This window comes from Paenibacillus sp. VTT E-133291 (assembly GCF_002264395.1).
GTDB classification, from domain to species: Bacteria; Bacillota; Bacilli; order Paenibacillales; family Paenibacillaceae; genus Paenibacillus_AQ; species Paenibacillus_AQ nitricinens.
Genome location: NZ_NFVA01000038.1, coordinates 49,205 through 61,848, shown reverse-complemented (window position 1 = coordinate 61,848; position 12,644 = coordinate 49,205). Strand labels below are relative to the sequence as shown.

The window sequence follows — 12,644 nt, the reverse complement described above, 5'->3', positions numbered from 1 at the left end:
GAAGCTTCTCAATTCACGCTGTTTTTAGTTGCACCGCATTAGCTAAGGCGAAGGTCAGCAGCATGTTTGCCTGCTGTATACCCAGTAGAGAATGCGGCTGTTATATTGTAGCCACCAGTGTAGCCATGGATATCGAGTACCTCTCCACAGAAGAATAACCCTTGCATAAGCTTCGATTCCATTCTTTTGGGATCGATCTCTTTCAGATTTACGCCGCCGCCTGTAACAAAGGCTTCGGATAGGGAACGGGTACCATGAACATTAACGGGCATCCTTTTCAAGATGCCTGCTAGCGCAAGCAATCCATTCTTGGATACATGATGCCCCGTAATATCTCCATCCAGGTCAGCTTTAGCTAACAAGAGGGGAATGAGACGTTCTGGCAGCAGCCCCTTTAGTGAATTGCGGATAGCTTTCTTCGGCTCCTGGTCCAGCTTGTCTTGCAGCAATGATTCCACTTCTTGCAAGTTCAGATCAGGGAAGAGATCGATGGACATCTCAACAGTGTCAGTCCCTGATTTACGCTGGACCTGTCTCAGAAATTGGCTGCAGCGCAGTGCAATTGGCCCGGATAATCCAAAATGGGTGAATATCATATCTCCGCGATGAGAAATGACCTTCTTTCCTTTTTGATTCCAGACAGTTAGTGCCACATCGCGTAGCGACAATCCTTGCAGCTCACCGGATTTAATCCACTCTTCCCGTGAAATAATCGGTACCTCTGTCGGAAATAGCTCAGTAATGGTGTGGCCTGCGGCTTCAGCCCATGGGTACCCATCTCCTGTAGAGCCAGTCTGAGGAACGGACTTTCCTCCGGTGGCGATGATTACGGCAGCACTGGAAATCGTTTTGCCGGAGCCCAGCTGAACACCCTTAACAGCCCCTTCTTCATATATTACATGTGAGACAGGACTATCTGTCATAATCTGCACACCTAGACTCCGTACTTTGTTGATTAAGGCGGAGACAACGCTGGAGGCTTTATCGGAGACGGGAAACATCCGTCCGTTGTCTTCTTCTTTTAATGCAATACCTAAGCCTTCAAAAAAGGCAATGATATCTTGATTATTAAAATGGTCGAAGGCGCTATACAAAAACCGCCCGTTTCCCGGGATATAGGAGATTAACTCATCTCTCTCCTTGACGTTCGTTACATTGCAGCGTCCGCCACCAGATATCCCGAGCTTTCGCCCTAGCTTAGCTCCCTTATCGATCAGTAGCACGGATGCCCCGTGTTCTGCTGCGGCTACACTTGCCATTAATCCCGAAGGGCCGCCACCTATGACGATCACATCGAAGTTGCTCATGAAATTTTACTCCTTTACATGTTAAGACACGGGTGTTACTTCGTGTTTTCCTAACGGAATCATACCATTCTGACTCTCATGTAACCAGTCTTGTCCATCCACTTAGTGATAATTCGTTGTCAGAAGAGTGATCCTGTGCTTTAATCTAGACATGTAGGGCAATTTGTCCATTTTGGGGTGTGATTGTAATTATTGGCGCAATTAAGGATATATTATTGCAAATATCGGCAGCATGCTCCTTTCTTTTTCTGATTCAGTGGTGGGTGGACCGGGGGCTTGTGGCTCGAAAAAAGGGTAGTTTCCCGGATAATCAAACTTTTTTGGTTTTGGCGTGTACGTTAAGCCTTATTCTATGCTCACTTCTTTCGACGACTTTATTCGGTATTGCTTATTTGAATTTAGGAATGATCCCTGCTTATATCGGTATTTTATATGGAACTGTACGTTCAGGGATTCTGTTGTCCATCTGTTTGCTTGTCTGCAATATAATCATTGCAGAGCCAACCGGAATAAGTAATATGATATTAAATTCAGGAATATTATTATATCCGTTGCTATTTGGGCTGGCTAAGCCTTTTAAGAAAGGCACAGTGGTAGAGAAGATAGGAATGTTATGGATGGTTCTTTGTCCGAACATGTTGTTCATTGCACTTGTACCTATTATAGGTGGGGAAAATATATATGAAGCCCATTCTGGCGAGTCGTTTTTGATTACTGTGTATCTTTTTTTCACGATCGCGCTAGGTGGTATTTTTGTTTATTTTGTTGAAATGGTCTGGAGTAGTTGGCGGGCTAAAGTACATATGGAAAGTATAAGTGATAATTTCCAGTGGGAGTCTGAGAAGCTGCAGCAGATTACAAATGTAGTACCTCTCAGTATTATGTCTCTGGATGATCACGGAGTTGTGACCGACCTTAATGATTGTATGTTGGGAATGGCACGAATTCATTATCCCAATTTGAGAAGGGAAGATATTATTGGCAAGCCGGTTAGGGAGTTTTTTAATGGTTCAGCGGATGCTGATGCATATATGCGGGTACGGGATAACATTCAGCATAAACGGCGTTCTCATGAGCGAATGATTCATGGAACGCGGATCTATCAAATTTATTCAGCACCACTAATGCATAAGAACTCAGGATTAACGAGTGGAGTGGTACTCATTGCACAGGATATTACGGATGAAGTGAAACTCCGTTCTGAGCTTGACCATGTGGAACGTTTGAGCTTAGTAGGGCAGATGGCTGCCGGAATTACCCATGAGATTCGTAATCCTATGGCGGTAGTTCGTGGATTCTTGCAGCTGATGAGAGAAAAGAGTTCGGATGATTTGGATTCTTATTATCAGATCGTGCTCGAGGAACTGGATCGGGCGAATAGCATTATTAACGATTTCCTATCGCTGGCGCAGAGCCGGATATCCGATAAGGAGAAGGTGCTTTTACACCGAGTTATAGAAGAAGTCAGTCCGCTGCTATGGGCGGATGCTAATCTTCGTGGTCAAAGTGTTGAGTTAAAGCTGAACGCATCCATCCATGAATTGGAGTTAAACGTTCGGGAAATAAAGCAGCTTATCCTTAATTTAGGCCGCAACGGTATGGAGGCTATGGGATCCAAGGGGATTCTGACACTGGAAACACACAGTAATCAGGATCAGGTGGAGCTGATTGTAAGGGATAGAGGAATAGGTATGTCGGAAAGTCAACGAGAGAAGTTGTTTTCCCCTTTTTTCACAACAAAAAGGGAGGGAACGGGTCTAGGGTTATCCTTGTGTCTCAGTATTGTGGAACGGCATAACGGCAAAATAACTGTAGATTCTGTAGAAGGGGAGGGTACAGTATTTACCATCTCCTTCCCTTTAGCAAAGGAAGAATATAGCGAAGCCATGCTTGCGGATTGAATCAGGTTACTGCAGCATCTCTTGCTTTCACAGAGTATGAATGTATAATAAAGTTAGTAAGTACTGCTGTAATGTTATCTGACAAAACAGTAATTAGTGAAGGAGAGTGCAGAGAAATGTCCATGTCTTTTAATCAATATATGAGAGATTCGATTCAGCCTATGCGTGATGACCTTACAAGCATTGGGTTTCAGGAGCTTATGACTCCAGAAGAGGTGGAAGCCACTCTTCCTACCGCAAAAGGTACGGCGCTTGTAGTCGTGAATTCGGTCTGTGGTTGTGCTGCTGGACAATGCCGTCCTGGTGTAGCTCAGGCATTGCAAAATGAGATCGCTCCGGATCACTTGTTCACAGTGTTTGCAGGTCAAGAGAAAGAAGCTACTGCTAAAGCGCGTGAATATTTTGCTCCTTATCCGCCATCTTCCCCTTCCATCGCATTGATGAAGGATGGAGAGCTCGTTCATTTTATTGAACGCCATAGTGTTGAGAATCGTTCAGCTGCTGAAATTGCTGCTGAGTTGAAAGAAGTTTTTGATCGTTTTTGCAAGTAAAAAAGTTATTCCATATAATCTCGCAATAGTCGGTAATTCGGCTGTTGCGGGATTTTTCAAAATATAAGAGCGATAATGGGATAGAATATACTTAGAAGCACAGAGCTTCACTTGGTATGGATATTTTGATGGATATGGAACCATTTCTGATGGAACGGGGTGTGGTTTGTGAGTTTACAGGAAGAAATTATTGCTGATCTTGGTGTGAAGCCAACGATTGATGTAGAAGATGAGGTACGCAAACGGGTTGATTTCTTAAAGTCGTACGTGCTGAAGGCAGGGGCCAAAGGATTATTGATCGCCATTAGCGGCGGGGTGGACAGCGCGGTAGCTGCGGGTCTATGTAAGCTGGCTACAGACGAGCTGTCGGCTCAAGAAGGCACAGAGTATATTACGCTTGGCGTCTACCAGCCATATGGTGTTCAAGAGGATATCCAGCACAGTTATGATGTCGCTAAAGCCTTTAATCTGACCCATACCGTGGAGACAAACATTGAGGAAGCTGTAAATGAGATTGCGCTTGAAGTAGAGCATAGCCTGAAGTCCTTGGGGCAACATCGTCATATGACCCATCAAGGCAAGGGTAATGTTAAAGCGAGAACACGTATGGTTATGCAATATGCGCTCTCTTTTGAGAACAATCTGATTGTAGTAGGAACGGATCATGCTTCAGAAGCCATTACGGGTTTCTACACCAAGTGGGGGGATGGCGCTGTAGATATTACACCTCTATCCACACTTAATAAACGTCAGGTTCGTCAATTAGCTGCTCATATTGGTGTGCCTGCGGATATTGTTACTAAAGCACCTACGGCAGGCTTATGGCCGGGTCAGACGGATGAAACCGAGCTGGGCATTACTTATGACGATAATAGTGATTATTTGGAAGGCAAGCAGGTTAAGCCTGAGGTAGCTGAGAAACTCGAGAATTATTACCGGAGAACGGCGCATAAGCGCAATGTCATTCCTGGAATTTAGAATAGGTAGCAGTAGAAACCGCCACGGATCTGCGTTGTAGCAGCTCTCGTGGCGGTTTTTATCATATCAGAAAGTATATATTTGGGGTCCCAAAAAAAGTATCTGAGTATTCATCAAAGCAAAGCCTCACTTTGTGGGGATATTTTATGAGATGGATAAGCTACAAGAATTTTAGTTAGCCAGCGTTTGATCGATAAAATCAGTGGTCGAAGCAATCGCAAGCTCCAATTGTGGGGTAGTGCCGGCAAAAGGATGCACAGTACCGAAGGTATGATTACCCTCAGGAATATGAACCCAGTTAATATCGGGTCGGAGTTCAGTGAGCTGCTCAGATCCTTGCCGGAGGTGCACTCCATCCAGACTGCCTTGAATAAGAACAACTGGGAAGGACGCTGTCTTCATGCGTTCAAGGATGTTATAACGTTCTTGTTGGTTCTCCATATCTTCTAAAATAACAGCATCCAGCGGCATTTGTTGGCCCGTGCGTGCATTAAGGACGTGGGTTCGTCCTGTTTGCTTCATCTCCTGCTTTTGTTCTTCCGTCAACAAATCGAGCTTCGTAACCCCGTTCCAGGAAATGACCCCGCTAACTTCATTGGGATGGTCAAGCGTGTAGACCAGACAAATTCCCCCTCCAAGACTATGCCCGAGAAGGAATAAGGGCAAGCTGCCAAATTTCGGGTGCTGGCTAAGGTAGGACAACAGTATTTCCATATCCTTCAGCTCGCGACGAAAGGTGTTGCGGGCGAATTTCTCAAGCTCGGTAAAATGCAGCAGATCCTCTCCGATTCCGGCATGTGAGAAGTTGAAGGTGATCACTTCATGATCTTGGCTGAGAGTAGTGGCTATGTAAGGAAACATCCCCCAATCTTTGAAGCCCTTGTAGCCGTGTGCAATAACGATAAGGCTCTTAGGTGCTTCTTGGGCAGGAAAGTGTGAGCAGCGGAGAACAGCGTCTTCACCAGCGGGTATTTCGAAATTACGATGCTGCATAGGGTAATCCCCTCTCTCTATATATAAATGAAGTAAATCAGCAAGTCGATCACGAAGGCATCTGGATAGACTTCCAAAGCATTTTCTTTTAAGATAGCAGAAAGAATCTTATAGGACTATAATTAAAAATTGAAATGAAAGACCTGTATAATGATCATACCATTATTGAAGTAGTATAGGATACACGTCCATAAGGAGCGTGAAATTTTGATTTACGGAATCGGACATGATGTGTTAGAAATTGAGCGAATCTCTGAGGTAATGCTTAGGGGACAGGGGAAAAAATTTAACCAGCGCATCCTAACGGAGCAAGAGTACCAGCTTGCTGAGCAACGAGGTGGAAGGTTGGCTGAGTTCGTAGCCGGGCGTTTTGCTGCCAAGGAAGCCGTTGTGAAGGCTTTAGGCTGTGGCATTGGTAATGTGGTTGGTTTTCAGGATATTGAGATATTACCTGACCATAAAGGTAAGCCGGAAGTAACCTTATCATGCGAAGCCTGGAGCAGACTTGATCTACCTGAAAGACAGAAGTATATCATTCATCTTACGATAACACATGGCCGTGATTTGGCTTCAGCTTTTGCGGTGGTGGAGGAGCTAGGTTCATGAATTGAACCGTGATTATAGAAGGGCAAGGAGAGTTACAATGAAACAACAAGAACGACAGGTTTTGCAGGAACGAGAAGAAGCACGAGAAGGACAAGATTTGTTAGAGCGAGATGAACGACAAAAACAGGTGGATTTAAAAGAAGGACAAGATAAACAAGATCAGGAGCTGCGGGAGGCCAAGCAATATTTCAGTTATCATTTGCTGGAGTGGTATCAAGGGCAGAAGCGGGATTTGCCTTGGCGCAGGCATCGCAATCCTTATTATATTTGGATTTCTGAAATTATGCTGCAGCAGACAAGGGTAGACACGGTAATCCCTTATTTTAATCGTTTTATTGAACGTTTTCCGACGGTGGAGTCACTCGCTGATGCCCCTGAAGAAGACGTGCTTAAGTGTTGGGAAGGTTTAGGGTATTATTCCCGCGCACGTAATATACAGCATGCAGCCAAGCAGGTAAAGGAGCTTTATGGGGGACAGGTGCCGAATGATCGTGAGGCGGTGTTCAGCTTAAAGGGAGTGGGTCCTTACACAGCAGGGGCTATTCTCAGTATTGCGTTTAATCGGCCGGAGCCAGCGGTAGATGGTAATGTAATGCGGGTGTTGTCCCGATACTTCCTCATCGAGGATGATATCGCTAAGGGACCCACCCGCGTGAAAATGGAGCGCCTGGCGGCTGAGCTGATCCCAGAGGGGGAAGCTGCCTCCTTTAATCAGGCGCTTATGGAGCTCGGGGCGCTCGTATGCACCCCGAAATCACCGAGCTGCTTAACCTGCCCGGTGATGGAGCATTGCGCTGCGCGCCTGGCGGGCTGCGAGACTTCGCTGCCCGTCAAGACCAAGGCCAAGCCGCCGCGCCCAGAGGAGCGGCTGGCAGCCTTGATCGAGGGCCGCGGTGCCCACGCGGGCCAAGTGCTCATCCGGCAGCGGCCACAAAGCGGGCTGTTAGCCCGTATGTGGGAGCTGCCGCACTGGCAGGCGCCGCCAGCCGAAGGCGGCGCTAAGAGCGCGCGGCTGCCGGAGGCCGCGGCGCGGGACCGGCTGCGCCGGTCACTGCGGCAGGCCGGGATCTCCGCCCGGCCTGAGGAGCACTGGATGGCTGCTGAGCATATCTTCAGCCATATCGTGTGGACCCTGCAGGTGTATCGCTGCAGGGAGGAGGACGCTCTTCCGCTGCCAATAGCGGCAGAAGGACGGGAAGCCTACACCGCGGAAGCAGGCCTGTTCCCAGAGATGGACAGTAAAGTGCCCATCGAGAAATTTGAGGATGGCAATGCTAGTCCAGAGGATGGCGGAGCTGTTCGCTGGATCAACCGTGAGGACATGGCTAATTATGCGTTTCCTAATGTCTTCTTGAAGCTGCTGAACCTTTATTTCGACGAGCAGGAAGAGCTGGCGAAGTCGGGGAAGTAGAGATTATCCGATGTGGCAAAAGAATGAGTTGTAAGAGAAACAGCAGATATATGAGAAGTGTCTGAAGTAAGTAAATTACGCTGAAGTGGATGAAGTAAGAAATGCATCCAAAGTCTCTGGAGTAGGAAATGTGTTAAATGCGTCGATTGTGCTGAGCGAGATGAATATGTAGATGTTTTAGATGTGTTAAATGCGTCAAATGTGCTGAGCGAGTTGAATGTGTAGATATTTAAGATGTGATGAATGCGTCGATTGTGCTGTGTGAGTTGATGCAGTTTGATGTGTTAAATGCATCGATACAGTTAAATGTGTTGTATATATATGTTGTGCGTGAAAAGAGAGTGGCGTACGCATCTAAACATGATCACTTACCTCATCCCTGTGGTCAGTTTAAAGGGAATTCCTCCCTATAAACTGACCACGGGGATCTGTATTTGATCTTTTTAGGGAAAAACTCCCTTTAATTTGGGTGAATACCTGAGTTATGCTCCAATATGGATGATTTAGAGGGAGGATTTCCCTAATTACTCGTATTTAAGTATTTATGAGCAGAATTTGAGGGAGTTATTCCCTAATTAGAAGCAGAATGCCTCATTTAGGCGTCTTTTCAACAGCGGTACGATAAAGGGCAGTCTCGTTCCACACTCATTGATCTGCATTCAAGCGGAGTAAAAAAGTGATGTCCGAGGATAAAGATCTACCCTATTTGTTTCTAACAAACCCTGTTACTAACGAACCTTGTTTTTAACAAATCTGCTTCTAAACGAAATTAGTCTCAAACAAACTCTCTACACACCCCACCCAAATAAACGACCCAAACACAAAGAAGGTATCCTGAGCCATAACAGCTCGGAGATACCTTCTTTGTTTATACTTAGTTAAACGGTAAATCCACAGCCTTGAAGGCTATGACTTTATCCGTAATTTAATTCCTTATTTCGCGCTTTCGTAACGTTTGCCAACTTCTTCCCAGTTTACTACGTTCCAGAACGCTTTGATGTAATCAGGGCGTTTGTTTTGGTAGTTCAGGTAGTAAGCGTGCTCCCATACATCCAGTCCGAGGATCGGAGTAGCGCCTTCGCTGATTGGGTTGTCTTGGTTAGGTGTGCTTGTTACTGCCAGTTTGCCATCTTTAACAACTAGCCAAGCCCAGCCACTGCCGAAACGAGTAGTTGCTGCTGCTGCAAAATCTTCTTTGAATTTTTCGAATCCGCCCAGCTCGCTGTCGATAGCTGCTGCAAGTGCGCCAGTTGGTGCGCCGCCGCCGTTTGGTCCGATAACTTCCCAGAACAAGGTATGGTTAGCGTGTCCGCCACCATTGTTACGAACAGCAGTGCGGATAGCTTCTGGTACAGCGTTCAGGTCTGTAAGAAGTTCTTCGATGCTTTTGCTTTGCAATTCAGGTGCCTTTTCCAAAGCTGCGTTCAGATTAGTCACATATGTGTTATGGTGTCTATCATGGTGAATTTCCATCGTCAAAGCGTCGATGTGTGGTTCGAGTGCGTTGTTTGCATAAGGAAGTGCTGGTAATTGAAATGCCATGGAAAAATCCCTCCTGAGTATATTAGAATTTGTATAGATAAAGAACTTCGGCGGTTTATCGTCAAAATTCTTTATTGTTGATATGTACTATAGGGTATCTCCCAATAGGATACTTTAATTAAACAGTATCTGGATCAATAATGCAACACTAAACAAACATAAATGTTTATAAAGTATAATTGGAATGTAAACAGGAATATCAATTGTATTTAGAATGTTAAAAGAAAGAGCCTTCACCCTATAGACATATATCAATATAATTACCCTTATAATGAAACAATGAATCCTAGTCAAAATGTAAACGCTTGATATTAAGCGCTTTCAAAAGAAAAATGATGATATCACGAGAAAAGTGTGCTTTAATAGATTTAAAAGCAGGTATTCCTCGGTATTTGATGCTTTTTTTTATTTTCTCAATGTTAAGGGAACCCCTTCTTTTTGTTAAATTCATAAGCCATAGACAAGGGAGATTTTAAAGAATGCACGTTCGTTCCTTTCAATTAAGCGACGTTAGCCCTGTGACTGATTTGCTGCAAACAGCATTATCGGAAGAATGTTTCGAGAACACTATCGAGCCTTTCTCCAGGCAGCTTTCATGGGATTCAGATCTCATTGTAGTTGCGGAAGATGAAGAAGAAATTGTTGGAGCACTGATTGGTACGATTGAGAAAAACCACGGTTGTTATTTCCGGATTGCTGTACATCCTGATTATCGCCGCAGAGGAGTCGGTAGAAGTCTGGTATCGGCTATGGAATCCAGGTTTCAAGCTCGTAAGGTTAGTGGTATCTACGTAGCTGTCGATGAGCATAATTCTTTTGCCTTGCCATTGTATGAAGCTATGGGATATAGCGAGAATCAAATTTTCAAATCTGTCCGGAAGCTGAGCATTGTTGGGTAATTTCGGTCACTCAGATGCGTAAGCGGAAACATTTACTAAATAAAGAACTATAGTTGATGATATAGTCTGTTTCATTCATACTCAAGCGTATTTTCCAGAAGTCCATTACTAATGGCTGGGAGATATGCTTTTTTATTGTTATAATATCTGCAAGTATAGACATCAATAATTGAGAATAAGAGGTGACATATTGAGTCAGGAGTCCCAAGTAGAGTTCATGCGTAATCGGAAGCAAAGACATAGATCCTCCAGATCAAAGAAAGGCTTTGGAGGTCGTTTGGCCGCGGAACTGAAGGAATGGTTGCTTACAGCGGTAGTTGTCTTTGCGGTAATGTCGGTTCTTAATATTTTTGTGTTCAATATTTCAACGGTCAAAGGTCAGTCTATGCAGCCAACGCTTGTGGAAGGTGAGAGGCTCTTTATTAATAAGCTTTCATTGATGTTTGTAAACCCAAAACACGGGGATGTCGTCATTCTTCATGATCCTAGTACGGGACCTAGTCGAAAGGATTTTTTAGTGAAACGTGTCATAGGCATACCTGGAGATATTATAGAAGTGAAGGATCACCAGTTATATGTGAATGGGAAAATAGTGAATGAGCCGTATATAGATACCGAGATTGAAGACCCGGATTTCGCGGCGTTAACGGTGGAGAGCGGAAATTATTTTGTCATGGGAGATAACCGTCATGCTTCAGCAAGCAAAGATAGCCGTTATTTCGGCTCGATCCCTCAGGACATGATTGTAGGCAGAGCGGATTATATCTGGTGGCCGTTGTCTAAACTGAAAGGATTATAAGGAAGATTATTAACGATATGAAAAGGAGAAGGCGGAAATGAACAATACATTTCAGTCAACTTATGCTCCGCCAACTTTCAAATGGGCACAGCTTAAAGCGGAGATTAAGGAGGCTGCGACGTCACTCGGTATTGATGATATCGGGTTTACAACAGCGGAACCTTTTTTATATTTAAAAAATATTCTGCAAGATCATCGGGACAAAGGTTATGAATCGGGTTTCGAGGAACCGGATTTGGATAAAAGAACAATTCCCGCACTATCTTCCGGGGACAAGCCGCTATCCATTATTTCGATTGCAGTCGCGTACCCTTCCAAGATGGAGAACCCTCCTAAATCTGAGCCTGGTGCACGTAGAGGGATTCTTGCCCGAGCGTCATGGGGCAGGGATTATCATCATGTGCTGAGAGAGGCCTTAAGTAAGTTAGAAGAGTTTATTCATGAGCGTGTGCCGGAGGCTGTGCTTGAAAGTATGGTGGATACCGGTGTACTGGTAGATAGAGCGGTCGCGGAAAGAGCGGGAATAGGCTTTAGCGGGAAAAATTGTTCTATCATCTCACCCAAATGGGGATCTTGGATTTATCTGGGGGAAATGGTTACGAACATTCCCTTTGCCCCGGATGGACCTGTCCCAGTCGAGGAAGGGTGTGGAGACTGTACCAAATGTATAGATGCATGCCCAACAGGGGCACTGGTGGGGCCGGGCCAGCTTAACGCACAGGCTTGTATTTCTTTTTTGACGCAGACCAAGGGATTCCTCAGTGACGAATACATGACCAAGATTGGCAACCGTCTATACGGCTGTGACACCTGCCAGATTGTATGTCCCAAGAATAGAGGGAAGAACTGGGATCATCGCCCTCAGATGCTTCCTGATCCTGAGATTGTGAAGCCCCTGCTTATGCCGATTCTTGATCTCAGTAACCGCGAATTTAAGGAAAGATTCGGGAACAGCTCTGCTGCCTGGAGAGGCAAAAAGCCGATGCAACGCAATGCGATCATTGCCCTCGGTAATTTCAAAGAAGCAGGGGCTGTGCCAAAGCTAACAGAAATTGTTCTAAAAGAGCCACGGCCTGAGATGCGAGGCACGGCTGCTTGGGCACTGGGACGCATCGGTGGTGAGGAGGCTCTAGCTGTTGTTGAATCGGCTCTAGAGCGCGAGGAGCATGACACGGTAAGGCAAATGCTGAGCCGGGCACAGGATGTACTCCTTACTGCGAAGCAGGCAAGGGAGGTCAATGATGTTAATGAAGGAAAAAGATCATAGACAGGTTGCATATTCCCAATTGCTGTCCAGTTCTCGAAATGCTATGATAGATTCGCGCGCCATAGGGCGTTGCAGACAATAGAGTGTAGGGGTGGGCTTTAGATGAATATCGCATTACCTATTATTACATTGGTCGTAGGTCTTATCGGTGGTTTTTTCATCGGTGTTTATTATCTGCGCAGACAAATGACAACTATGCAGAATGATCCTGAAATGCTGCAAAAGGTTGCAAAGCAAATGGGTTATAACCTGAATGGGAAGCAAATGCAGCGTGCCCAGCAAATGATGAAAACTCAGGGACAGCCAGGTGCGCGCCCAGGAGCAGCTAAAGGGAATAAACGTAGAAGTAAGTAACCGGGTCCGGATAGAAATTATACGGGTACGGAAGGG

General features: G+C 45.3%; 11 protein-coding genes and 1 pseudogene. 9 read left to right on the top strand and 3 right to left on the bottom strand.

Going from position 1 to position 12,644, the window contains the following annotated elements:
• Positions 1-38: 38 nt before the first annotated feature.
• On the bottom strand, positions 39-1,307 hold the full coding sequence (locus tag CA598_RS16310) for a BaiN/RdsA family NAD(P)/FAD-dependent oxidoreductase (RefSeq protein ID WP_094877195.1): 1,269 nt from the start codon (positions 1,305-1,307) through the stop codon (positions 39-41).
• A gap of 278 nt (positions 1,308-1,585) precedes the next feature.
• Here CA598_RS16310 and CA598_RS16305 point away from each other — a divergent pair, with 278 nt between their 5' ends.
• The 3 genes from CA598_RS16305 (at position 1,586) to nadE (ending at position 4,737) form a co-directional block, all read left to right on the top strand.
• Complete coding sequence (locus CA598_RS16305) at positions 1,586-3,208, top strand: two-component system sensor histidine kinase NtrB (RefSeq protein WP_143812417.1); 1,623 nt, start codon at positions 1,586-1,588, stop codon at positions 3,206-3,208.
• A 116-nt stretch (positions 3,209-3,324) separates the two neighbouring features.
• Positions 3,325-3,759: a BrxA/BrxB family bacilliredoxin gene (locus tag CA598_RS16300; RefSeq protein WP_042184644.1), complete on the top strand. Its 435-nt coding sequence runs from the start codon at positions 3,325-3,327 to the stop codon at positions 3,757-3,759.
• 168 nt (positions 3,760-3,927) lie between these two features.
• Positions 3,928-4,737: an ammonia-dependent NAD(+) synthetase gene (nadE, locus tag CA598_RS16295; protein WP_094870726.1), complete on the top strand. Its 810-nt coding sequence runs from the start codon at positions 3,928-3,930 to the stop codon at positions 4,735-4,737.
• Between the two features lie 171 nt (positions 4,738-4,908).
• Here nadE and CA598_RS16290 read toward each other — a convergent pair whose 3' ends face one another.
• Positions 4,909-5,730, bottom strand: coding sequence for an alpha/beta hydrolase (locus CA598_RS16290; RefSeq protein ID WP_094870725.1), 822 nt, complete (start codon positions 5,728-5,730; stop codon positions 4,909-4,911).
• Positions 5,731-5,937: 207 nt separating this feature from the next.
• Here CA598_RS16290 and acpS point away from each other — a divergent pair, with 207 nt between their 5' ends.
• Positions 5,938-6,336, top strand: a complete 399-nt coding sequence (gene acpS / locus CA598_RS16285; RefSeq protein WP_094877194.1) for a holo-ACP synthase — start codon at positions 5,938-5,940, stop codon at positions 6,334-6,336.
• A gap of 37 nt (positions 6,337-6,373) precedes the next feature.
• Positions 6,374-7,747: an A/G-specific adenine glycosylase gene (gene mutY / locus CA598_RS16280; protein ID WP_094877193.1), complete on the top strand. Its 1,374-nt coding sequence runs from the start codon at positions 6,374-6,376 to the stop codon at positions 7,745-7,747.
• Between the two features lie 933 nt (positions 7,748-8,680).
• Here the strand turns inward: mutY and CA598_RS16275 are convergent.
• Positions 8,681-9,289: a superoxide dismutase gene (locus CA598_RS16275; RefSeq protein ID WP_042184652.1), complete on the bottom strand. Its 609-nt coding sequence runs from the start codon at positions 9,287-9,289 to the stop codon at positions 8,681-8,683.
• A gap of 479 nt (positions 9,290-9,768) precedes the next feature.
• Here CA598_RS16275 and CA598_RS16270 point away from each other — a divergent pair, with 479 nt between their 5' ends.
• The 4 genes and pseudogenes from CA598_RS16270 to CA598_RS16255 all read left to right on the top strand — a co-directional run bounded on the left by CA598_RS16270 (position 9,769) and on the right by CA598_RS16255 (position 12,608).
• Complete coding sequence (locus tag CA598_RS16270; protein WP_036676822.1) at positions 9,769-10,188, top strand: GNAT family N-acetyltransferase; 420 nt, start codon at positions 9,769-9,771, stop codon at positions 10,186-10,188.
• Positions 10,189-10,378: 190 nt separating this feature from the next.
• On the top strand, positions 10,379-10,987 hold the full coding sequence (gene lepB, locus CA598_RS16265) for a signal peptidase I (protein WP_256990523.1): 609 nt from the start codon (positions 10,379-10,381) through the stop codon (positions 10,985-10,987).
• A 37-nt stretch (positions 10,988-11,024) separates the two neighbouring features.
• A pseudogene (queG, locus tag CA598_RS16260) lies at positions 11,025-12,221 on the top strand (tRNA epoxyqueuosine(34) reductase QueG); the annotation flags it as partial.
• Between the two features lie 135 nt (positions 12,222-12,356).
• Positions 12,357-12,608 (top strand): YneF family protein, encoded by a 252-nt coding sequence (locus tag CA598_RS16255; protein WP_094877191.1) that lies wholly within the window; start codon positions 12,357-12,359, stop codon positions 12,606-12,608.
• Positions 12,609-12,644 lie beyond the last annotated feature (36 nt).

Bases quoted from the DNA above. Each gene is read 5' to 3' on its own strand.
- CA598_RS16275 (WP_042184652.1), bottom strand. From the start codon at position 9,289: ATGGCATTTCAATTACCAGCACTTCCTTATGCAAACAACGCACTCGAA.
- CA598_RS16270 (WP_036676822.1), top strand. From the start codon at position 9,769: ATGCACGTTCGTTCCTTTCAATTAAGCGACGTTAGCCCTGTGACTGAT.
- mutY (WP_094877193.1), top strand. From the start codon at position 6,374: ATGAAACAACAAGAACGACAGGTTTTGCAGGAACGAGAAGAAGCACGA.
- CA598_RS16310 (WP_094877195.1), bottom strand. From the start codon at position 1,307: ATGAGCAACTTCGATGTGATCGTCATAGGTGGCGGCCCTTCGGGATTA.
- CA598_RS16255 (WP_094877191.1), top strand. From the start codon at position 12,357: ATGAATATCGCATTACCTATTATTACATTGGTCGTAGGTCTTATCGGT.
- CA598_RS16290 (WP_094870725.1), bottom strand. From the start codon at position 5,730: ATGCAGCATCGTAATTTCGAAATACCCGCTGGTGAAGACGCTGTTCTC.
- CA598_RS16300 (WP_042184644.1), top strand. From the start codon at position 3,325: ATGTCCATGTCTTTTAATCAATATATGAGAGATTCGATTCAGCCTATG.